At 74.3% G+C, this 21273-nt stretch carries 22 protein-coding genes; 10 read left to right on the forward strand and 12 right to left on the reverse strand.

The features are described from left to right. Nucleotides 1–69 precede the first annotated feature (69 nt). The 4 genes from CLT75_RS15900 to CLT75_RS15915 all read left to right on the forward strand — a co-directional run bounded on the left by CLT75_RS15900 (nt 70) and on the right by CLT75_RS15915 (nt 3012). Nucleotides 70–1023, forward strand: coding sequence for a cytochrome c oxidase assembly protein (locus CLT75_RS15900; RefSeq protein WP_135241344.1), 954 nt, complete (start codon nt 70–72; stop codon nt 1021–1023). A 105-nt stretch (nt 1024–1128) separates the two neighbouring features. Continuing rightward, complete coding sequence (locus CLT75_RS15905) at nt 1129–1527, forward strand: hypothetical protein (protein ID WP_135241345.1); 399 nt, start codon at nt 1129–1131, stop codon at nt 1525–1527. Nucleotides 1528–1608: 81 nt separating this feature from the next. Further along, entirely contained in the window at nt 1609–2655 is a 1047-nt protein-coding gene (gene trpD, locus CLT75_RS15910; protein ID WP_135241346.1) for an anthranilate phosphoribosyltransferase, read from the forward strand. Nucleotides 2656–2802: 147 nt separating this feature from the next. Beyond that, nucleotides 2803–3012, forward strand: coding sequence for a hypothetical protein (locus CLT75_RS15915; protein WP_135241347.1), 210 nt, complete (start codon nt 2803–2805; stop codon nt 3010–3012). 781 nt (nt 3013–3793) lie between these two features. On the opposite strand, the gene CLT75_RS15920 is transcribed toward CLT75_RS15915, so the two are convergent. After that, entirely contained in the window at nt 3794–4222 is a 429-nt protein-coding gene (locus CLT75_RS15920; RefSeq protein ID WP_091421051.1) for a cytochrome c oxidase subunit 4, read from the reverse strand. A 10-nt stretch (nt 4223–4232) separates the two neighbouring features. Then, complete coding sequence (ctaC, locus tag CLT75_RS15925; RefSeq protein WP_135241348.1) at nt 4233–5204, reverse strand: aa3-type cytochrome oxidase subunit II; 972 nt, start codon at nt 5202–5204, stop codon at nt 4233–4235. A gap of 171 nt (nt 5205–5375) precedes the next feature. Between ctaC and CLT75_RS15930 the strand changes: the two genes are divergently transcribed. Together CLT75_RS15930 and CLT75_RS15935 are read left to right on the forward strand one after the other, a co-directional pair. After that, a complete protein-coding gene (locus tag CLT75_RS15930; protein WP_135241349.1) occupies nt 5376–6527 on the forward strand; it encodes an aminotransferase class V-fold PLP-dependent enzyme in 1152 nt (383 codons plus the stop codon). Next, nucleotides 6524–6757, forward strand: a complete 234-nt coding sequence (locus tag CLT75_RS15935) for a sulfurtransferase TusA family protein (protein ID WP_135241350.1) — start codon at nt 6524–6526, stop codon at nt 6755–6757. The genes CLT75_RS15930 and CLT75_RS15935 overlap by 4 nt, the downstream gene beginning before the upstream one ends. On the opposite strand, the gene CLT75_RS15940 is transcribed toward CLT75_RS15935, so the two are convergent. From CLT75_RS15940 to CLT75_RS15955, 4 genes are all read right to left on the reverse strand, one after another. Then, nucleotides 6754–7296: a P-loop nucleotide/nucleoside kinase family protein gene (locus tag CLT75_RS15940; RefSeq protein ID WP_135241351.1), complete on the reverse strand. Its 543-nt coding sequence runs from the start codon at nt 7294–7296 to the stop codon at nt 6754–6756. The two genes, CLT75_RS15935 and CLT75_RS15940, sit on opposite strands and share 4 nt — an antisense overlap. Beyond that, a complete protein-coding gene (locus CLT75_RS15945; protein ID WP_135241352.1) occupies nt 7293–8267 on the reverse strand; it encodes a carbohydrate kinase family protein in 975 nt (324 codons plus the stop codon). The genes CLT75_RS15940 and CLT75_RS15945 overlap by 4 nt, the downstream gene beginning before the upstream one ends. A 179-nt stretch (nt 8268–8446) precedes the next feature. After that, on the reverse strand, nt 8447–8815 hold the full coding sequence (gene erpA, locus CLT75_RS15950; protein WP_013287705.1) for an iron-sulfur cluster insertion protein ErpA: 369 nt from the start codon (nt 8813–8815) through the stop codon (nt 8447–8449). Between the two features lie 140 nt (nt 8816–8955). Further along, nucleotides 8956–10116, reverse strand: coding sequence for a glycerate kinase family protein (locus CLT75_RS15955; protein WP_209310334.1), 1161 nt, complete (start codon nt 10114–10116; stop codon nt 8956–8958). Between the two features lie 43 nt (nt 10117–10159). Between CLT75_RS15955 and nadA the strand changes: the two genes are divergently transcribed. The 3 genes from nadA to CLT75_RS15970 all read left to right on the forward strand — a co-directional run bounded on the left by nadA (nt 10160) and on the right by CLT75_RS15970 (nt 13590). Then, nucleotides 10160–11335 (forward strand): quinolinate synthase NadA, encoded by a 1176-nt coding sequence (gene nadA / locus CLT75_RS15960; RefSeq protein ID WP_209310335.1) that lies wholly within the window; start codon nt 10160–10162, stop codon nt 11333–11335. 214 nt (nt 11336–11549) lie between these two features. Then, nucleotides 11550–12905 carry a UDP-N-acetylglucosamine 1-carboxyvinyltransferase gene (gene murA, locus CLT75_RS15965; protein ID WP_135241354.1) on the forward strand — a complete coding sequence of 452 codons (1356 nt, stop codon included), beginning with the start codon at nt 11550–11552 and terminating at the stop codon, nt 12903–12905. A gap of 79 nt (nt 12906–12984) precedes the next feature. Then, the gene (locus CLT75_RS15970; RefSeq protein ID WP_135241355.1) at nt 12985–13590 is read left to right on the forward strand and encodes a DUF3043 domain-containing protein; all 606 of its coding nucleotides are present in this window, start codon (nt 12985–12987) and stop codon (nt 13588–13590) included. Nucleotides 13591–13658: 68 nt separating this feature from the next. On the opposite strand, the gene CLT75_RS15975 is transcribed toward CLT75_RS15970, so the two are convergent. After that, entirely contained in the window at nt 13659–13967 is a 309-nt protein-coding gene (locus tag CLT75_RS15975) for an AzlD domain-containing protein (protein ID WP_135241356.1), read from the reverse strand. After that, on the reverse strand, nt 13961–14749 hold the full coding sequence (locus tag CLT75_RS15980) for an AzlC family ABC transporter permease (protein WP_135241357.1): 789 nt from the start codon (nt 14747–14749) through the stop codon (nt 13961–13963). The genes CLT75_RS15975 and CLT75_RS15980 overlap by 7 nt, the downstream gene beginning before the upstream one ends. 66 nt (nt 14750–14815) lie before the next feature. Here CLT75_RS15980 and CLT75_RS15985 point away from each other — a divergent pair, with 66 nt between their 5' ends. Further along, entirely contained in the window at nt 14816–15376 is a 561-nt protein-coding gene (locus tag CLT75_RS15985) for a helix-turn-helix domain-containing protein (RefSeq protein WP_013287712.1), read from the forward strand. Here CLT75_RS15985 and CLT75_RS15990 read toward each other — a convergent pair. The 4 genes from CLT75_RS15990 to CLT75_RS16005 all read right to left on the reverse strand — a co-directional run bounded on the left by CLT75_RS15990 (nt 15360) and on the right by CLT75_RS16005 (nt 19811). Next, complete coding sequence (locus CLT75_RS15990; RefSeq protein WP_091331090.1) at nt 15360–16337, reverse strand: ABC transporter ATP-binding protein; 978 nt, start codon at nt 16335–16337, stop codon at nt 15360–15362. The two genes, CLT75_RS15985 and CLT75_RS15990, sit on opposite strands and share 17 nt — an antisense overlap. Further along, nucleotides 16334–17134 carry an ABC transporter permease gene (locus CLT75_RS15995; protein WP_135244036.1) on the reverse strand — a complete coding sequence of 267 codons (801 nt, stop codon included), beginning with the start codon at nt 17132–17134 and terminating at the stop codon, nt 16334–16336. The genes CLT75_RS15990 and CLT75_RS15995 overlap by 4 nt, the downstream gene beginning before the upstream one ends. Nucleotides 17135–17189: 55 nt before the next feature. Then, nucleotides 17190–18041, reverse strand: a complete 852-nt coding sequence (locus CLT75_RS16000; RefSeq protein ID WP_135241358.1) for an ABC-2 family transporter protein — start codon at nt 18039–18041, stop codon at nt 17190–17192. Nucleotides 18042–19307: 1266 nt separating this feature from the next. Further along, nucleotides 19308–19811 (reverse strand): hypothetical protein, encoded by a 504-nt coding sequence (locus tag CLT75_RS16005; protein WP_135241359.1) that lies wholly within the window; start codon nt 19809–19811, stop codon nt 19308–19310. Nucleotides 19812–21273: the final 1462 nt, after the last annotated feature.

Consider the following 21273-nt stretch of genomic DNA (forward strand, 5'->3'; position numbering starts at 1 on the left):
GGGTGCCAAACCGGTCCCTTCCGTGGCCCGATAGTGGAGGTCCGCTTCGCCTGACCTACCCTGAAAAGCGTGCTGCACGTCGATCAGATCCGCGCCGTCACCTCGGCTGTTCCGGCGACGCTGGCGGCGGGAGGCGAGGGCGCCCCGCCGCCGTTCACCGTGACCCGGGTCCTCACCGAGACCCGGCTGGACAGCTGGCTCACGCTGGGCATCGTCCTGGCCGCCGGCCTCTACCTCTACGGGGTGCACCGGCTGCGGCTGCGGGGCGACCGCTGGCCGGTCATCCGTACCGTGTCGTTCCTCGGCCCCGGCCTCGGCGGCATCGCCCTGGTCACGCTCACCGGCCTCGGCGCGTACGACACCGCCCTGCTCTCGGTGCACATGGTCCAGCACATGGTGCTGTCCATGATCGCGCCGATCTTCCTGGCGCTCGGCGCGCCGGTGACGCTGGCGCTGCGCACGCTGCCGGTACGGCCCCGCAAGCGGCTGCTCGCGATCGTGCACAGCAAGGTGATCCGGATCTACAGCTTCCCGCTTGTGGCGTTCGCCATCTTCGTGGTGAACCCGTTCGCGCTGTACTTCACCGACCTCTACGAGTTCACCCTGCGCCACGAGTGGGCGCACGAGCTGGTCCACGCGCACTTCATCGCCACCGGCTGCGTCTTCTTCTGGCCGCTGCTCGGCCTGGACCCGCTGCCCGGCCGCTGGCCGTACCCCGGCCGTGCGCTGCTCATGCTGCTCTCGGTGCCGTTCCACACGGTCCTCGGCCTGACCATCATGCAGAGCACCACGCTGTTCGGCGGCGACTGGTACCCGTCGCTCAACCTGTCCTGGTCCAACCCCTGGAACGACCAGGTGGTCGCGGGCGGCATCCTGTGGGCCGGCGGCGAGTTCGTCAGCGTCACCATGCTCGCCGTCCTGGTCGTCCAGTGGGTCAAGCAGTCCGAGCGCGAGGCCCGGCGGCTCGACCGCGAGCTGGACCGCCAGGAGGCCCGCCAGCGCGCCGCGGAGACCAGCGCCTGACGGCCCGTTCCGGGGTACGCGCCGAGCGCGCCCGGGCGGGGCGACAGCCCGGATGTGACGACCGCTACGATCAGCGGGCAGCTACGAGGTGGGAGCCACGTCACGATGAGCGATCGTCTTTGCACCGTCCTGCTCTACAGCGACGACCCGAAGGTCCGCGACCGGATGCGGCTCGCCGTGGGCACCCGGCCGGCGCCCGGGCTCGAGATCGAGTTCGTCGAGGCCGACGAGTACAACGCCTGCATCCGGCTGGTCGACGACTACGAGATCGACCTGATGCTGCTCGACGGCGAGGCGAGCCCCGGCGGCGGCATCGGCATCGCCCGCCAGATCAAGGACGACCGGGACGACGCGCCCCCGACCTGCGTGGTGCTCGCCCGCGCCGCCGACCGCTGGCTGGCCGCGTACGCCGAGGTCGACGCCACGCTGACCCACCCGCTGGACCCGATGGTCGCCGGCAGCACCGTGGCGGAGCTGCTGCGCCGCACGCACGCCGCGGCCTGACCCCTCCGGTCTTCGCGCGCCACGGCGACGCGGCCGTGGCGCGCCCCAACCGCAATCCTCACGCCGCTCGGGAGGCCCGCCATGGGCGAACGGACCTGGCCGCTTCTGCTCAACGCGCTGCTGCGCGGCGAGGAGCTCTCCACCGCCGACACCGCGTGGGCGATGGGCGAGATCATGGCCGGCTCGGCCACCCCGGCGCAGATCGCCGGGTTCGCCGTGGCGCTGCGCACCAAGGGTGAGACCCCCGCCGAGCTGGGCGGCCTGGTCGAGGCCATGCTGACCCGCGCGGTGCCGGTGCACCTGCCCGAGGACGTACGCGCGAGCGCGCTGGACGTGGTCGGCACCGGCGGCGACCTCGCGCACACGGTGAACATCTCCACCATGGCGGCGCTGGTGGTCGCCGGGGCCGGGGTCCGCGTGGTCAAGCACGGCAACCGGGCCGCCTCCTCCTCCTGCGGCACCGCCGACGTGCTGGAGCAACTCGGCGTACCCCTCGACCTGGCGCCCGAGCAGGTGGCCCGCTGCGTCACCGAGGCCGGCATCGGCTTCTGCTTCGCCGCCCGCTTCCACCCCGGCATGCGCCACACCGGCCCGGTCCGGCGCGAGATCGGCGTACCCACCGCGTTCAACTTCCTCGGCCCGCTGACCAACCCGGCGCGGCCCCGCGCGGGCGCGGTGGGCTGCTTCGACAAGCGGATGGCCCCGGTGATGGCCGCCGTCTTCGCGGCCCGTGGTGACTCCGCGATCGTGGTACGCGGCGAGGACGGCCTGGACGAGTTCAGCACCGGCGCACCCACCCGGGTCTGGGTGGCGCAGCAGGGCACCGTCACGGAGGCCGTGCTGGACGCGACGGACCTCGGCGTGCCCCGGGCCACCCTGGCCGACCTGCGCGGCGGGGACGCGGTCTACAACGCCGACGTGGTCCGCCGCCTGCTCGCCGGCGAGACCGGCCCGGTACGGGACGCGGTGCTGGTCAACGCCGCCGTCGCGCTTGCCACCCAGGGGCCGCTCGACGGTGACCTGCACGAGGTGCTGCGGGCCAACCTGAACCGGGCCGCCGAGGCGGTCGACTCCGGTGCCGCGGCGGCAGCGCTGGAGCGCTGGCTCGAGGTGGCGCGCACCGCCTGACGGCGGCCTGGCGCGGGTGTTGTCGTACCCGCGTGCCAAACTACACGGGAGTTATTTTCCGTTTTCGGTCTATCCGTTTTCGGTCTTCGGTCCACCGGTCGGCGGCTTCTTCGCCCCGGCCGGTGCCCGGAGCGAGAGGAGCCACCCGTGTCTGACCGCGAGCTGCACTGTGACACCTGCGAGGGCGTCGTGCTGTTCGAGGCGCCGCCGTGCGGCGACGGGCACGGCGGCGACTGCCCGGAGCTGATCTGCACCGGTTGCGGTTCGGCAGTGGTGATCGCCACGTTCACGTTCCGCGAGACCCGCCTGGCGAACCGCCGCGCTCCCCGCCGACCGTCCCACCCCCAGGCCGCCTGACCCCCGCCTCTCTCTGGTTCCTCCTGGCCGTCCGCCCGGCCCCTCGGGCCGTTGATCAAGGAGTTTGTGTCCTCCGGCGAGATCCGCTCCGCCACAAACTCCTTGATCACCGCTGGTCAGCGTGAGGTGGGGTGGGCGCGCGGTGCTGAGCGGGCCTCGGTGGGCGGGGCAGGTCGGGTGAGGTGCGCTGGGCCGGCCGCCGCTGCCGGATGACCAGGCGGCGTCGAACGTGGAGCCCGGCTGAACCGCTCCGCGACCACAACGAGCATGACTGGCCGCGTCTGGCGAGACCGGACCAAGCCGACCTGCCCCCCCCCTAGCGGCCCCGCCCCGCCCCCACTCCCCCAACCAAGGGTTGATCAAGGAGTTTGTGTCACCAGGGGCGGGTCGAGATGACACAAACTCCTTGATCAACGAGGTGGACTCGGATGGGGCCCCACAAGCGGCCGCGGATCATGGGAGCCGGTGCGGAAGCCGGGCCACGAGACCGGCCGGCCGGCCGATCGCCCCACCCGACCCGCTCACCGCGCTGCCGCCCTCCGAAGGCGCTGGACAGTCCTCGCCCGGAGCGCACCAAGGTCCAAGATCCCGGCCACGCGGGCGTCGATCATGAAGTTGACGGGGACAAAAGGGACCGCCAATGCCGCTAACTTCATGATCGACGGAGAGAGACCCGGGGGTGAGAACCCGGAGCGGGCGCAGGGACGATCGAGCGCGAGGGGTGGGACGCGACAGGCCCGCGGCCCCGGGGACGGGGCGCGGGCCTGTGGCGGTGGGTCTGTCAGTGCTCGGCGGTGCGGCGGGTGCCCGAGTAGTACTCGAACAGCAGCCCGCAGGTGGCGAACACGACCGCCACCAGGCCCAGTCCCAGCAGCCAGAACTGCCAGAACACCAGGCCGAGACCGGCGATCGCGGCGGCCAGCGCCAGCCCGAACGGCCAGTAGCTGCCCGGGCTGAAGAAGCCGACCTCACCGGCGCCGTCGGCGATCTCGCCGTCCGGCCGGTCCTCGGGACGCAGGTCGATACGGCGGGAGACGAACCAGAAGAAGCCGCCACACATGGCGCAGAGCAGGAAGGACAGCAGCAGCGCCACCGTGCCGATCCACTCGACGTGGCCGCCGCTGTCGGCGTACGTCCAGGCGCCGTAGAGGATCGTCGCGCCGAGGAGGAACGTGGCGATGGTCAGGAAGATCTTCCACTCGGTCTTCATGCCGAACCCCTCAGCTTCCCGCGCCGGCCGACGCGTCGGACGGGTTGAAGTTGTTCACGTCACGCCGGGTGTCGAACGGCTTCGTCTCGGTGGCGTACTCCGGCTCACCGATTGCGCCGAGCGCCTCCTGGGTCGACTTGCCGGCCTTCTTGGCCGCCAGGAACTGGTCGTACTTCTCCGGCGAGACGACCCGCAGCTCGAAGTTCATGAAGGCGTGGTAGCTGCCGCACAGCTCGGCGCAGCGGCCGACGAACGCGCCCTCCTGGTCGATGCTGGAGACCTCGAACGTGTTGCGCACGTTGCCCGGCATGACGTCCCGCTTGAACAGCAGCTCCGGCACCCAGAACGAGTGGATGACGTCGCGGCTGGTCTCCTCGAAGCGGATCGAGCGGCCGCTGGGCAGCACCAGCACCGGGATGACCTCGCTGGTGCCGAGCACCGAGGCGACGGTGTTGGCCTCGGGGCCCTGGCCGTCGCGGTAGTTGAACTGCCAGTTCCACTTGAACGCGACGACCTCGACGGTGACGTCCGGGTTCTTCGACTGCTTGTTCACGTCGGTCTGCACGACCGCCGTGTAGTAGAAGAGCACGGAGACCACGAGGATCGGCGCGATGGTGTAGAGGAACTCCATCGGCAGGTTGTAGCGGGTCTGCACCGGCAGCTCGTTGCCGCGCTTGCGGTAGCGGACCACGCACCAGAAGATCAGGCCCCACACGAACACGCCGACGGCGAGCGCCGCGATGCAGGACGCGATCCACAGGTCGTACATGCGGTGCGACTCGGGCGTGATGCCGCCCTGCGGCCAGCCGAACCCGCCGAACGTCTTACCGACGTCACAGCCGGTGAGCGAGACCAGCAGCGCCGCCGCGCCGAGACCGAGCCCGGCGATTCGACCAGCACCACGCCGCCGGCGTCCACCGGCCCCCGGGGAAGCGCTGTGCCGTACGGCCGAGCGCCGTACCTCCGAACTCCTTGCGACCACCTGGTCCTGCCTCCCTAGCGCGCCGCGGCGGTTGTTCTCCTTGACACCGACGGCAAAGGCGTCACCGACGGTCGCAGATTACTCGACCATGACCGGCCAGGCCGTCTTGGGGTCGCTGTCCACCCCCATCGGGGGGATCTTGGGCGTAACCGGGCGATAGCGTGGAACCCCATGAGCGCCTCCCCGGTCTACCTGGACGCCGCCACCGCGGCGCCGCTACATCCGGTCGCGCGGCAGGCGATGCTGGCCGCCCTGGACGACGGCTGGGCCGACCCGGCCCGGCTCTACTCGGCGGCCCGCCGGGCCCGTCAGCTCCTCGACGCCGCGCGGGAGGCCGCCGCGCAGACGCTCGGCGTCCGCGCCGACGAGCTGTCCTTCACCCCCAGCGGTACGGCGGCAGCGCACGCCGCAGTACTCGGCGGCCTGGCCGGGCGGCGGCGGGCGGGGGCGACGCTGGTGCACTCGGCGATCGAGCACTCGGCGGTGCTGCACGCCGCCCAGCGGCACACGGCGGCCGGCGGCGCGGCGGTGTCCGTACCCGTGGACCGGTCGGGCCGGCTGGACCTGGACGCCTGGGCGGCGGCGGTGGCCGCGCCCGGCGTGGCCCTCGCGGCGCTGATCGGGGCCAGTCACGAGGTGGGCACGGTGCAGCCGGTGCCCGCGGCGGCGGAGCTGTGCGCCGAGGCGGGCGTGCCGCTGTACGTGGACGCGGCGCAGCTGGCCGGCCGGGCGCCGCTGCCGGCGGGCTGGTCGGTGCTGAGCGCCAGCGCACACAAGTGGGGCGGGCCGCCCGGCGTCGGGCTGCTCGTGGTGCGCAAGGGCACCCGCTGGGAGTCGCCGTACCCGGCCGACGAGCGGGAGTCGGGGCGTACCCCCGGGGTGGTGAACCTGCCGGCGGTGGTGGCGGCGGCGGCGAGCCTGCGCGCGGCGGCGGCCGACGCGGCGGCCGAGGCGGCCCGGCTGGGCCCGCTGGTGGACCGGATCCGGGCGCGGGTGGCGGCCGAGGTGCCGGACGTGGAGGTGGTCGGCGACCCGGTGGACCGGTTGCCGCACCTGGTGACGTTCTCCTGCCTGTACGTGGACGGCGAGGCGTTGCTGCACGCGCTGGACCGGCGCGGGTTCGCGGTGTCCTCCGGCTCGTCGTGCACCTCGTCGACGGTGCGCCCGTCACACGTGCTGGAGGCGATGGGGGTGTTGTCGCACGGCAACGTCCGGGTGTCGCTGCACCGGGAGACGACCGAGGCGGACGTGGAGCGGTTCCTGGCCGAGCTGCCCGGGATCGTGGCGGACCTGCGGGCGGAGGCGGGGGTGACGGACCTGTGAACGCGAGGAGCGAGCCGGACGAGGTGCTGGACTGCCGGGGTCAGCGCTGCCCGCTGCCGGTGATCAATCTCGCCCGGCTGGTGCCCGGCCTGCCGGCCGGCGCGGTGGTGCGGGTGCTGGCCGACGACCCGGCGGCGGCTGTCGACATCCCGGCGTGGTGCCGGATGCGCGGCCACGAGTTCCTCGCCGCGCACCCGGGGCCCGCCTACGACGTCCGGGTGAGCGGCTAGCGCAGGTACGCGAGGATGCCCGGCAGCGGGTCGGCCGCCACGGCGGTGTCGACCACCAGGCGCGGGCCGATCAGCGGCTCGTACTCGGCCCGGCGGCGCAGCGTCTGCTCCCAGGTGCCGTGCTCCTCGGGCGGGCGGGCCTCGACGCGGCGGCGGTGCTCCTCCTCGTCGCCGCAGTGCACCTCGATCACCCGCAGCGGCACGCCGGCCCGTTCGGCCACGTCGTGCCAGAGCCCCCGGGCGCTGGCGACCGGGTTCACCGCGTCGACCACCACGCTGAGCCCCAGGCCGAGCTGCACCTCGGCCAGCCCGGCGACCGCGCCGTAGGCGGCCATCCCGGGTACGTCGCCGGTGAGGCCGTAGCGGTGCAGGGCCCGCTCGACCGGGTCGACCGGCAGGACCGGGGCGCGCAGGGCGGCGCCGACGCGGGCGGCCAGGGTGGTCTTGCCCACACCCGGCAGCCCGGCGAACGCGACGAGGACCGGGCCGCCGGTGCCGGGGCGGACCTCCGGGTCCACCCCGCCGGCCGGGCCGGTCACAGCAGGTGCGGCCGGACGTCCTCGGCGGCCGCGTCACCGTACGACTCGGCGAGTCGCTTCACGAACAGGTCGCGGCGGACCTCGTACTCCTGGCCGCCGAAGTTCTCCAGCACGAGCGTGGCCAGCAGGCAGCCGACCTGGGCCGCGCGCTCCAGCCCGACGCCCCAGTCGAGCGCGGCGAAGAAACCGGCCCGGAAGCCGTCGCCGACACCGGTCGGGTCGACCGCCTGGATCTCCCGCGCGATCGGCACCCGGATCGTGCCGATCTCCCGGCCGGCGATCTCCACACCCTGCTTGCCCAGCGTGGTGACCCGCACCTTGACCCGGTCCAGCAACTGCTCGTCGGTGAGGCCGGCCTTGCTCTGCAGCAGCGACTTCTCGTACTCGTTGGTCATCAGGTAGTCGGCGCCCTCGACCAGGCCGAGCACGTCCGCCCCGTCCATCCGGGCGAGCTGCTGCGACGGGTCGGCGACGAAGGCGTAGCCGCGGTCCCGGCACTCGCCGGAGTGCCGGATCATCGCGGCGGGGTCGTTGGCGCTGACCAGCACCAGGTCCAGCCCGCCGAGGCGCTGCGCCACCGGGGCCAGCTCGATGTTGCGGGCCTCGCTCATCGCCCCGGCGTAGAAGGAGGCGATCTGGCACATGTCGGTGTCGGTGGTGCAGACGAAGCGTGCCGTGTGCGCGATCTCGCTGACGTGCACCGAGTCGCAGTCGACGCCGTGGCGCTCCAGCCAGGAGCGGTAGTCGGCGAAGTCGGCGCCGACCGCGCCGAGCAGCACCGGGCGCAGGCCGAGCTGGGCCATGCCGAAGGCGATGTTCGCCGCGGTGCCGCCACGCCGGAGCACCAGTTCGTCGACGAGGAAGGACAGCGAGACCTTGTCGAGCTGGTCGGCGATGAGCTGGTCGGCGAAGCGGCCGGGGAAGCTCATCAGGTGGTCGGTCGCGATCGAGCCGGTCACGGCGATCTTCATGTCAACCCTCGGGGTCGGGAGCACGGCGCGGTCAGCCTACCGGCCCCCGGACCGGCCGGACGGCGGTCGGTCGCCAACCGGTCGATCGGCGCACATCCGGGCGTCACACCCCGGGGGTACGACGAAGCGGCGGGCCGCCCCACTCGGGGCGACCCGCCGCTTCCGGTCGGTCCGCCGACTCAGCTGAAGGAGTCGCCGCAGGCGCAGGAGTTGCCCGCGTTCGGGTTGTCGATGGTGAAGCCCTGGGCGTCGATCCGGTCGGCGAAGTCGATGGTGGCGCCGGCCAGGTAGGGGGCGCTCATCCGGTCGACGACGACCTCGACACCGTCGAAGTCGGTGACGACGTCACCGTCGAGCGAGCGCTCGTCGAAGAACAGCTGGTACCGCAGGCCGGAGCAGCCACCCGGCTGCACGGCGACCCGGAGCCGCAGGTCGTCGCGGCCCTCCTGCTCGATCAGGGCCTTGACCTTCTGCGCCGCGACGTCGGTGAGGACGACGGTGCTGGGGGCCTTGGCCTCGGTCGACTCGGTCTGCGCTGGCGTGGTCACGTGGAAGTCTCCCTGCGCGGTATGAGGTCCGGACGTCCTGGCCAACGCCGCACGTCCGCCAGTGATTCCCGGTGTGGTCCGTCTTTCGATCGTACGCCGCCTCCGGCGCCGCCACCCGGCGGCGTGACCAGCGGAACCGGTCAGCGGCTCCACTGCCGGGCGAGGCGGGCGCCGAGCGCGCGCAGCCCTTCGGCCGGACGGGTCATCGCCGCGTCCACTCCCCCGCGCTCCTCGCCGCCGAAGTGCTCGACCAGGCTGTACGCCTCGGTGACGCCGGCCGCCGCGGCCTCCCGTCGTCCGGTGCTCACCCGTCCCGCCAGCACCACGCAGGGCACGCCCCGGTCCCGGGCGGCCCCGGCCACACCGGCGACCACCTTGCCGCGCAGCGACTGGTGGTCGAACGAGCCCTCGCCGGTGATCACCAGGTCGGCGGCGTCGAGCGCGGCGTCCAGTTTCACCGCGCGGGTGACCAGGCCGATGCCCGATTCGCACCGGCCGCCGAGCGCCAGCACCGCCGCGCCGAGGCCGCCCGCGGCGCCGCCGCCGGGCAGCGCTCCCAGCCCGGACGGGCAGCCGGGCAGCCGCTGCGTCAGCACCTCCGCCCAGCGGGTCAGCGCGGCGTCCAGCAGCAGCACGTCGGCCCGGTCGGCACCCTTCTGCGGGCCGAACACGCTGCTCGCGCCGTGCAGCCCGAGCAGCGGGTTGTCTACGTCGGTGGCGGCGACGAGCGTGGCGCCGCGCAGCCGGGGCTCCCCGTCGAGCGCGGCCACCTCGGCCAGCGCCGCGCCGCCGTACGGCAGGGCCCGCCCGGCGCCGTCCAGCGGCGTGACGCCCAGCGGGACGAGCATCCCGGCGCCGCCGTCGTTGGTGGCCGAGCCGCCCAGCCCCACCACCACGGTGCGCGCGCCCGCCTCGACCGCGGCGGCGACGAGCAGCCCCAGCCCGTACGAGGTGGTGGCCTTCGGGTCGCGTTCGGCGGCGGTGAGCAGGTGCAGTCCGCACGCCTGCGCGCTCTCCAGGTACGCCGTGCCGTCGTCGGTGAGCAGGATCTCACCGGCGGCCGGGCGGCCCAGCGGGTCGACCGTGGGCACCGGCACCCGGCGCCCGCCGAGCGCCCCGGCGAGCACGTCGACGAACCCCGGCCCGCCGTCGGCGAGTGGCCGGGCCAGCAGGTCGTCGCCGGGGGCGACGTCACGCCAGCCGTCGGCCACCGCGGCGGCCACGTCGGGGGCCGGCAGCGTGCCGGCGAACTTGTCCGGACAGAGCAGCACGCGCATGCGCAGCAGTGTGGCAGGCCACATCGGGGACGGCTGCGCGGTGGTCGCGCTGTGGGACCATGGGGTCGTGACTTCGACCTGGGTTGAGCCGTCCAACACCGCCACGGCGCTGCTGCTCCTCGGCCGCGGCAGCGACCCCGCCACCGAACGTGGCGTGGAGTGTCCGGGTGATCTCCCCGCGCCGAGCGACCCCGACCTGGTGGCCCGCGCCGCCGCCGCGAAGGCCGCGCTCGGCACGAAGGTGTTCGTCCTGGGCCACCACTACCAGCGCGACGAGGTGATCCAGTTCGCCGACGTGACGGGCGACTCGTTCAAGCTGGCCCGGGAGGCCGCGGCCCGCCCGGACGCGGAGTACATCGTCTTCTGCGGCGTGCACTTCATGGCGGAGAGCGCGGACATCCTCACCTCGGACGCGCAGAAGGTGATCCTGCCCGACCTCGCCGCCGGCTGCTCGATGGCCGACATGGCGGTGCTGTCGCAGGTCGAGGCCGCGTGGGACACGCTCACCGACCTGGGCATCGCGGCCGAGACCGTGCCGGTGACCTACATGAACTCCTCGGCGGACATCAAGGGCTTCGTCGGCCGCAACGGCGGCGTGGTCTGCACCTCGTCGAACGCCAAGCGAGCCCTGGACTGGGCCTTCGAGCAGGGCCGCAAGGTGCTGTTCCTGCCCGACCAGCACCTCGGCCGCAACACCGCGGTGCTGGAGATGGGCTTCTCGCTCGACGACTGCGTGCTCTACGACCCGCACAAGCCGAACGGCGGGCTGACCCCGGAGCAGCTGCGGGACGCGAAGATGATTTTGTGGCGCGGTCACTGCTCGGTGCACGGCCGGTTCACGCTCGACAGCGTCAACGACGTCCGCGAGCGGGTGCCCGGCGTGAACGTGCTGGTGCACCCGGAGTGCCGCCACGAGGTGGTGAACGCCGCCGATCTGGTCGGCTCGACCGAGTTCATCATCAAGACCATCGAGGCGGCTCCGGCCGGCTCGGCGTGGGCGGTCGGCACCGAGCTGAACCTGGTGCGCCGGCTCGCCCTGGCCCACCCGGACAAGCAGATCATGTTCCTCGACCGGGCGGTCTGCTACTGCTCGACGATGAACCGGATCGACCTGCCGCACCTGGTCTGGGCGCTGGAGGAGCTGGTCGCCGGGCGCGTGGTCAACCAGATCACGGTGGACCCGGAAACCGCCCGACACGCCCGGTCGGCGCTGGACCAGATGCTCGCCCTTCCGGGAGCCTGATCACCGTCGGTGACCCCGCTGGCACGGAAACGCACCGGACACCCCGGTTCGTGCCCTCGCTGGCGATGTGACCGATTCCATTCCCGTCACGGAGGGCTATGCTGCCGGGGCGACGACACACGCGGCCCGTTTTCCCATGACCGCGTTCCGGGTAGCGATGAACTTCGTGCACCCATCACTAGACACGGCAGCACCCAACGCGCTGGAGGTTGCGTTGACCGACGACGTCCTGGTCGTACACGGAGGCACTCCGCTTGAAGGGCGGATCCGCGTGCGCGGCGCGAAGAACCTGGTGTCCAAGGCGATGGTGGCCGCCCTGCTGGGCGACACACCGAGCCGGCTGTTCGACGTGCCGCGTATCCGTGACGTCGAGGTGGTGCGCGGTCTGCTCGGCCTGCACGGCGTCAAGGTCAGCGACGGCGTGGAGGAGGGCGAACTCGTCTTCGACCCCTCGAACGTCGAGAGCGCCAGCACCGACCAGATCAACGTGCACGCCGGGTCCAGCCGGATCCCGATCCTGTTCTGCGGCCCGCTGCTGCACCGGCTCGGCCACGCCTTCATCCCCGACCTGGGCGGCTGCCACATCGGCCCGCGCCCGATCGACTTCCACCTCCAGGCGCTGCGCGAGTTCGGCGCCACCGTCGAGAAGACGCCGGAGGGCCTGCACCTGTCCGCGCCCAACGGGCTGCACGGCACGAAGTTCGCGCTGCCGTACCCGAGCGTGGGCGCCACCGAGCAGGTGCTGCTCACCGCGGTGATGGCCGAGGGCGTCACCGAGCTGCGCAACGCGGCGGTCGAGCCGGAGATCATCGACCTCATCTGCGTGCTGCAGAAGATGGGCGCGATCATCAAGGTCCACACCGACCGGGTGATCGAGATCCAGGGCGTCAAGAAGCTGCACGGCTACACCCACCGGCCGATCCCGGACCGGATCGAGGCGGCCAGCTGGGCGGCGGCGGCGCTCGCCACCCGCGGTCACGTCGAGGTGCTGGGTGCCCAGCAGGCCGACATGATGACCTTCCTGAACATCTTCCGGTCGGTCGGCGGCGAGTACGAGGTCACCGACCTGCGCCCGCCGCGCGGCGGCAGCCCGGGCCAGGAGGGCGGCATCCGGTTCTGGCACCCGGGCGGCGAGCTGAACGCGGTGGCGCTGGAGACCGACGTACACCCCGGTTTCATGACCGACTGGCAGCAGCCGCTGGTGGTCGCGCTCACCCAGGCCCGGGGCCTGTCGATCGTCCACGAGACGGTCTACGAGCAGCGGCTCGGCTACACCGAGGCGCTGAACACGATGGGCGCCAACATCCAGGTCTACCGGGACTGCCTCGGCGGCACCCCGTGCCGCTTCGGCCGGCGCAACTTCAAGCACTCCGCGGTGATCGCCGGACCGAGCAAGCTGCACGCCGCCGACCTGGTCATCCCGGACCTGCGTGCCGGGTTCAGCCACCTGATCGCGGCGCTGGCCGCCGAGGGCACCTCCCGGGTGTACGGCGTGGACCTGATCAACCGCGGCTACGAGGACTTCGAGGCCAAGCTGGCCGACCTCGGCGCGCACGTCGAGCGTCCCTGACCGTCCCGTTCATTCCCCCGGCCGCGCCCGGTGCACCCGTGATGTGCACCGGGCGCGGCCGGTTGGCTACCCTTGCCGCGTGCCGTCGCTGTTTCGCCGCAAGCCCGCCGACCTCGTCGAGGAGTCCGTCACCACGGTGACGACCGACGAGGAGTCCGCCGACCGCCCCCGGGGCTACACGCCCAGCAAGAAGGAACTCGGGCTGGTCACGCCGAAGCGCCCGGTCGCCGGTCGCCGGCCGACCGCGCCGGCGAAGCCGCTGACCAAGGAGGAGGCCCGCGCGCAGCGTCGCGCCGCCCGCGCCGAGGCCGCCGCCGAGTTCCGCCGCGAGGGCGGCCCGCGTGACCGGGGCCCCGAGCGGCTGCTGGCCCGTAACGTGGTCGACTCCCGCCGTACGATCGGCACCTGGTTCTTCGGCGGCGCGCTGATCGTGCTGTTCGGCTCCAACCAGGCCATGCCGCCGATCGTGCGGCTGCTGTCGAACGTGCTCTGGGGCGCGCTGGCGCTCGGCGTGCTGATCGACTCGATCCTGATCTCCCGGAAGATCAAGCGGCTGGTCCGCGAGCGCTTCCCGAAGAGCACCGAGAAGCTCGGCTCGCTCTACTTCTACGCGATCATGCGGTCGATCACGTTCCGCCGGATGCGCGCTCCCGCGCCCCGGGTGAACATCGGCGACAAGGTCTGACCGGACCGGCCCCGGCTCGGCCCCTCCCGCCCCGGCGGTGAGGGGCCGTTCTCGTGCGAGGACCGGCCTCAGTCCACCCCGAGCAGGCGCAGCACCGCTGTGGTGGCCGCCGCCGCGACCACGACCAGCACGAACGGCGCCCGGCGCCAGGCGAGCAGCAGGCCGACGAGCACCCCGGCGGGCCGGGCGTAGCCGGCGAAGCCTCCGGCCTCGGTGAGCGCCGCGGTGGCGGCGAGCGCGGCGAGCAGCGTGGCGGCGCCGACCGGCAGCAGGTGCCGGGCCCATTCGGGCAGGTCGAGCCGGTCCCGCAGCAGCACCCCGGCGACCCGGAACCCGTAGGTGCCGGCGGCCAGCGCGAGGATCACGGCGATCAGCACGAGACCTCCCCGGCCCGTACGCTCCGGCCATCAGCCGCCTCGTCAGCGGTCCCGTCCGGCGCGGCGTTCGGATCGGGCGACGCGGCCGTCACATCGGACGGCGCGGCGGGTAGCCGGCGGCGGGCCAGCAGCGGCAGGGCCAGCGCAGCGAGCGCGAGCAGCACCGGCAGTCCGGCCGGCAGCAGTGGGGTGGCCAGCACGGCGAGGCCGGCGCCGAGGAGCGCCACCCGGCGGGTCTCCCGGTCGCGCAGGCTGGGCAGCAGCAGGGCGGCCAGCCCGGCGGGGAACGCGGCGTCGAGTCCCAGCGTTGCCGGGTCGCCCGCGGCGCCGCCGGCGAGCACACCGAGCGCGGTGCCGGCGTTCCAGGCCAGGAACAGCAGCACCCCGGCGAGCCAGAACGCCCGGCGCCGCTGCGGACCGGCCGGGCGGGCCAGCGCGAACGCGGTCGCCTCGTCGGTCATCAGGTGGCTGCCGAGCAGCCGCTGCCAGCGCCGGGCGCCGAGCGCAGCGCCGAGGGCCAGGCCGAACGGCAGGTGCCGGGCGTTGAGGAGCAGGCCGGCGAAGACCGCCGCGAGCGGGCTGCCGACCGCGACGAGGCCCACTGCCATGAACTGGGCGCCACCGGCGTAGACGACCGCGGACATGGCGAGCGTGGCCCAGACGGGCAGGCCGGCGGCCACCGCCACGGCACCGAACGACGCGCCCACGGCGAGCATCGCCGCGCCGATGGCGGCGACGTCGCGGAGCACCCGGGCGTCGCCCGTTCGGTATGCCGTACGCATGTCCATTATCCTGAACGGAGCACGCTGGTTCGTCAAACCGAACAAAACGACCGATGGAGCGAACATATGGCGATCGACCCCGCTCCCCCGCTCGCCACCATCGCCGCCGCGCTGCGCCGCGAGCGCGAACGGGCGGGCCTGTCGCTCACCGAGCTGGCCCGCCGCGCCGGGATCGCCAAGTCCACCCTGTCCCAGTTGGAGTCCGGGTCCGGCAACCCCAGCGTGGAGACGCTCTGGGCGCTCGGCGTGGCGCTGGACGTACCGTTCAGCCGCCTGGTCGAACCGCCCACCGCCGCGGTCCGGGTGGTCCGGGCCGGGCAGGGGCCCCGGATCCGGTCCGAGCACGCCGACTTCTCGGCCACCCTGCTCGCCGCCGGGGCGCCGCACGCCCGGCGCGACGTCTACGTGATGGAGCTGGAACCCGGCGCGGTCCGGCTCGCCGAGGCGCACACCCCGCGCAGCGTCGAACACGTCGTGGTGGCCGCCGGACGGATGCGCGTCGGCCCCGAGACCGACCTGGTCGAGCTGGAGCCGGGCGACTACGCCACCTTCCCGGGCGACACCCCGCACCGGTACGAGGCGCTGGCCCCCGGCACCTTCGCCGTACTCGTCATGGAGCACCCGTGACCGCGGACGGCGCCCGGTAGAGCCGGGTCACCACCTCCTCGATGTCCGGCTCCACGATTGAGATGTCCCGCAGCGTGGTCAGGCCGGCCAGCCCGGCCACCACCTCGGCGACGCTCGCCCGTTCCAGCGCGAAGACCAGCCGCCGCCCGTCCGCCTCCACCCGCTGCACCGGCGCGCCGGGCAGCACCGGCGGCTCGGGCAGCGCCGCGTCCAGCTCGGCGACCACCATCCGGCGCGAGCCGTACCGGCGGTGCAGCTCGGCGATCGACCCGTCGTGCACCACCCGCCCGTGGTCGATCACCACGAGCCGCCGGCACAGCCGCTCGATGTCGGCCAGGTCGTGCGTGGTCAGCACGAGCGTGGTGTCCCCGGCCCGGCCCAGCTCGGCCAGGAAACCGCGTACCGCCTGCTTGCTCACCACGTCCAGGCCGATCGTCGGCTCGTCCAGGAACAGCACCTCCGGGCCGTGCAGCAGCGCCGCGGTCAGCTCGCCGCGCATCCGCTGACCCAGCGAGAGCTGCCGGACCGGGGTGTCCAGGAACCCGTCCAGGTCGAGCAGCTCCCGGCAGCGCGCCAGCCGGGACGCGTGCTCGCCGGCCGGCACCCGGTAGACGTGCCGCAGCAGGTCGAACGAGTCCCGCAGCGGCAGGTCCCACCAGAGCTGCGAGCGCTGCCCGAACACCACCCCGATGCGCAGCGCCAGCCGGGTCCGGTCGGCCACCGGGCGCAGCCCGCACACCCGGGCCCGCCCCGCCGACGGCGTCAGCACGCCGGTGAGCATCTTCAGCGTGGTCGACTTCCCGGCGCCGTTCGGGCCGATGTAGCCGAGCATCTCGCCGCGCTCCACCCGCAGGTCGACCCCGTCGACGGCGGTCACCGTCCGCTTCTCGCGCCGCAGCGGACCGGCCTTCACCCGGACCGTGAACTCCTTGCGCAGACCGTCCATCTCGATGACGCTCATGACCCCGTACTCCGGTAGTGACGGACCCCGACGCGCCAGGCCAGGGCGGCCAGCGCCGCGGCGACCACCGCGACGCCCGGCGCGGCCCAGCCCGTCCAGGGCGGCAGGCCGAGCGGGTCGGCGCGGCCCAGCAGCGCCAGCGCCGGGTGGTAGCTGACGAAGGCGAACCCCATCCCGTACGCGAACAGCGCGCGGAACCACCCGCCGTACACGGTGATCGGGTACGAGGTGAAGTCGCGCCCGCCGTAGGTGACCGCGTTCGCCAGCTCGCCCGAGTCGACCCAGTAGAACGACACGGTCGCGGTCAGCACGAAGACCGAGCCGAAGAAGACCACGGCGGCCAGCGGGGCGACCACCGCCAGCGCGACCCGCCCCGGTGTCCAGTCGATGCCGGCCGAGACGAGCGCGAACAGCAGCACTGCCAGCCCGAACACGGCCCGGGACAGCTTGCGCAGCGGCAGGTCCATCAGCAGCAGTTGCGGCAGCGCCCCGAGCGGGCGGACCAGCACGGCGTCGAAGAGACCGGTGCGCACGTACCGGGGAAGCCGTTCGATGTTGCCGACCAGCAGGTCGGCGGTGGCGAAGCCGCACGACGACAGGCCGACCACGACGAGCGTCTCGCGCAGCGTGAAGCCGCCCAGCTCCCGCGTCACGCCGAAGATCACCAGGACGGTGACCACGTCGAACACCGTCGCGCCCACGTTGCCGACCAGGTCCACCACGAACGACGTGCGGTACGCCGCCTGCGAGCGCGCCTGCGCACCCAGCAGCGCCCGGTACGCGCGCAGTTCAGCCAGGTCAACCACCCTGGGCGCGCTGCCGCGCTCAGCCACCCTGGGCGCGCTGCCGCCCTCAGCCACCCTGGACCACCAGGCGGCGCTCGGCGCGGCGCTGCACCAGCCGGCACAGCGCCAGCAGCAGCACCGCCCAGCCGGCCTGCACCGCGACCAGGGTGAGACCGGTGGCCATCGGCTCCCGCTCGACGAGCACGTCCAGCGGCACCTGGAGGATGCTGGGGAACGGCGTGGCGTACCGCAGGACCGCTTCCAGCGGGCCGGGCAGGAAGCCCAGCGGGAAGTAGAGCCCGGCCAGCACGCCCGAACCGAGCGTCCACAGGATCATCGGCCCCCGGACGTCCTGCAGCCAGTACGCGGTCGCGTTGACCAGGTAGCGGCAGCCGAAGCAGACCACCACCGCGAGCAGCGCGGAGAGCAGGAACAGCGGCACCGTGGCCCAGTGCCGGGGCACGTACACCGCGAAGAAGAACGGGCCGATCACCAGCGGCGGCACCAGCCGGGCCAGCGACGCGAACCCGGCCCGGCCCAGGTCGGTGGCGAGGTAGCTGGTCACCGGATGCACCGGCCGCAGCAGGTCGGCGGCGACCTCGCCGGTACGGATCCGGTCGGCCAGGTCGGTCCAGCCCCAGATCGCGATCACCGCCAGCAGACCCTGGCCGGCCCAGACGAACGTGGCGAGCTGCGCCCTGTCGTAGCCGGCCGCCGTGCCCGCCGCACCCGTCGCCGCGAGGAAGATGTAGCACCGCAGGAAGCCGAACACGGTGTTGGTGCACAGCCCTGCCACAGCGGCCTGACGGTAGGTCGCGTGCCGCCGGAACCCGGCCGCCGCGATCGCGCCGAATGTCCGAAACCATGGGGTAACGTGTGCGCCGGTGGGTGGTGCCACAGTGGCGGTGACCGAGCCCACGCCGTTACCCTCCTTCCGCAGCCACGACGTGCTGGACCGGGCGACTGTACCGGCACGTCCGGCGCCCCAGCGCGAGAATTTCCAATGAGGTGACACCGCCGTGAGCGAGCGACGCGAGCCGGCCCCGGGGCCGTCCCGCGCGAGCGGCCGGAGGGGTTGCCGATGAGCGGCTGGGGCAGCTGGCGCGAGCCGGCCGAACCGGCCTGGGCCGCCGAGCCCACCCACGAGTGGCAGCCGCAGTTCCCCGGGCAGCGCTACCCGGGTGACATCGGCATCGAGAACCTGACGCCGCGTCCGCGCGCCGTGGTCGGCCGCGCCGAGGTACGCCCGGTCAGTCCCGCGCCGGACGAGGACACGTACCCGGTGAGCCCCGCCGGCCCTCGGCCCACGGGGCACGAGGGCGGGCGCCCGGTGAGCCCGGCCGGTGGTTATCCGGTCAGCCCGGCCGGCGGTTACCCGGTCAGTCCCGCCGGCCCGCGCGGCGGTGAGCCCGTCAGTCCCGCCGGTCCGCGCGGCACGTACCCCGTCAGTCCGGCCGGTCCACGCGATAGTGAGCGCGTCGGTCCGCGCGGCGGTGAGCGGGTCGGTCCGGTCGGTCCGCGCGGCGGTGAGCCGGTCAGCCCCGCCGGTCCGCGCGGCGCATACCCCGTCGGTGCCGGTCCGCGCGATGCGCCTCCGACCGGTCCCGCTCGTCCACGGTGGGCGGACCCGGTCAGCCCGGCCGGCCCGCGCGACGCGCACCGCGCCGGCCCGGACGCGTACCCGGTCAGTCCGGCCGGTCCGCGCGGCGCGTACCCGACCAGCCCGGCAGGACCGCGCGGCGGGCATTCAGACGGGGCGGCGGGACCACGCGGCACGTACCTGGACGGGCCGGGTGCCTCGCGCGGGGCGTACCCGATCGGTTCCGCCGGTCCCGGCGGGCAGCGCCCCGCCGGGCCGGACGAGCGGCGCGGGCATCCGGACGGCCCCGGCGCGGACGGCCGCCGGCCCCACCACCCCGGTCCGCCGCCGGAGCGGCTCGACCAACGCTGGGTACACCCCGACGGCCCACCCCGTCGGGCCGCCCAGCCGGGCTGGATGCCGGAGCCGAACGAGGCTCCGCACCGGGCCGATCGCCCGGCGGACGGCAGGCGCGCCCCGGCCGACAGCCGTCCGGCGGCTTCCGGCGACAGGTGGGACGCGGCACCCGACGCTCGGCGTGACCACTCCCCCGCCGCACGTCGTGACCCCCTGCCCGACGGACGTCGCGGCCCCTTCCCGGAGCCGTCACAGGTCGATCCCGCCCGGGGTCGGCGCGGTCCCGGCGTCGACGGGCGTGACGAGGCCGTGCCGCCGTCGGAGCGGAGCGCTGCCGGCCGGGTCGAGCCGGGCCGGCGTGAGCCAGGCTGGGCCGATCCGGCTCGCGACGGCCGGCGCGAAGCAGGCTGGAACGAGCCGGGCCACGGCGGCCCCGGTTGGGGCGGTTCGGGCCACGACGGCCGGCGTGAGCCCGCGCGTGACGGCTGGCGCGAGCCCGGCCCACGTCCCCCGGCGGACCGGCGCGACCCGGCCGGTGGCCGGTGGGACGACCGTGCGCCGGGCCGCGAGGCCGCCGCGTACCCGGAGACCCAGCGCCGGGCACCCGAGAACGGGCGGCCCGCGCCGCAGAGCGAGCCCGACCGGTACGGCGCGCAGGGACACCGTCCGGCTGACCCGCAAGCGTCCGCCCCGGCGCGGCCGGGCGCCGACCAGCGTTGGCAGCGCCCGCCAGCCGACCGCCCTCGCCCGCACCAGGGCGAGTGGCCCGTCATCGAGCCCCGCCCCCGGCCGGAGTCCGATGCGTACCGGCCGGACGAGCGGCACCGCCCACCCGCGGAGCGGCCGGTACCGCCCCGGCACCCGATGCCGCCCGCCGACGGTCCACGCCCCGACGCGCGCCGTCCCGAGCAGGGCGGTCCCGTCCGTCCGGACCCCCGCGACGCTCGGCCTGCCGGTGCGGGCGCCCAGCCCGACGGCACCGGTCCGCGCACCCACGCCACCCGGCCGCCCACCGCCCCGACGCGCCCCGAGACCGGCCGGTCGCAGCCGGAGCAGGACCGTCGCCGGCCGGACGAGGCCGCCGCGCGTCCCGAGTCCCGGCCGCAGCAGTGGCCGGTACGGCCCGACGAGCGCCGTCCGGACACCCCGGACCAGGCGGCCGCGCGCTCCGACGCCTCGCGGACAGCACCGCCGGATCAGACGGCCCTGCGCTCCGACACCTCCCGGACGGCATCGCCGGATCAGGTGGCCGCACGCCCGGACAAGCCCCAGACGGCATCGCGCGATCAGGCGCCCGCACGCCTGGACGTCTCTCGGACGGCGTCACCGGATCAGGTGGCCGCACGCCCGGACGAGCCTCGGACGACCTCGCCGGATCAGGCGGGCGCGCGTTCCGACGAATCCCGGACGGCGCGGCCGGACGAGCGCCGGACGCCGCGGGACGCACCGGGGACGGCGCGGCCTGGGCAATGGCCCGATGCTCATCCGGTCCGAGGCGCCGACGGCCGGAGCGCAGCCGCAGCCGGGCCGACCGGACACCCGCACGCCGACGACCGTTCCCGCCCTGCCCCGGCGGTACCGGATCCGCTGTCGTCACCGCGCACGCCCGCGCGCCCCGGCGACGGCTCGCCGTCCACCGGCCAGGCCCCGCTGCGGCCCGTGCCACCAGCCGGTACGGACGAGCAGCACCAGACACCGACGCCGGGCCGGTACGACGCGACCCGTCCGCCGGTGCCCGAGCCCGACCGGCACGTGGCCGACGGCGGTTCCGCACCGGCCGTCCCCGTCCGCGACGAGCCCTCGCCCGCCGTGCCCTCGGGCCACAGGTCGGACGCGCCCTCGGCCCCGACGTCGGACAGGCCTTCCGGTCCCGCGCCCCGCGTGCCCTCCGGCCCCACGCCCGGCGCGCCCGCTTCCGCGGGTCCGGGGTCGAGCGCACCGGTTTCCGGCTGGGTCGCTCCCGCCGCGCCGGTTGTCGGCACGCCCGGCGGCGATGCACCGGCTCCGACCGGCACCGGACGAGCGGAGCGAAGCGCGGAGGCCGTCCGCCCCACGCCGCCCCAGGACCGGACCGAGGAACGTCAGGGACTTCCTCCGGCCGGTCCCGTCCAGCCGACCCAGGCCGCGCCGGCTCGTCCCGCGCCGCCCACCTATCCGGGCCCTGCCCCGGCCCGGCCGACCACGCCACCACCGGTCGTCCCGGCGACGCGCCCCG

This window comes from Micromonospora sp. CNZ285 (assembly GCF_004637285.1).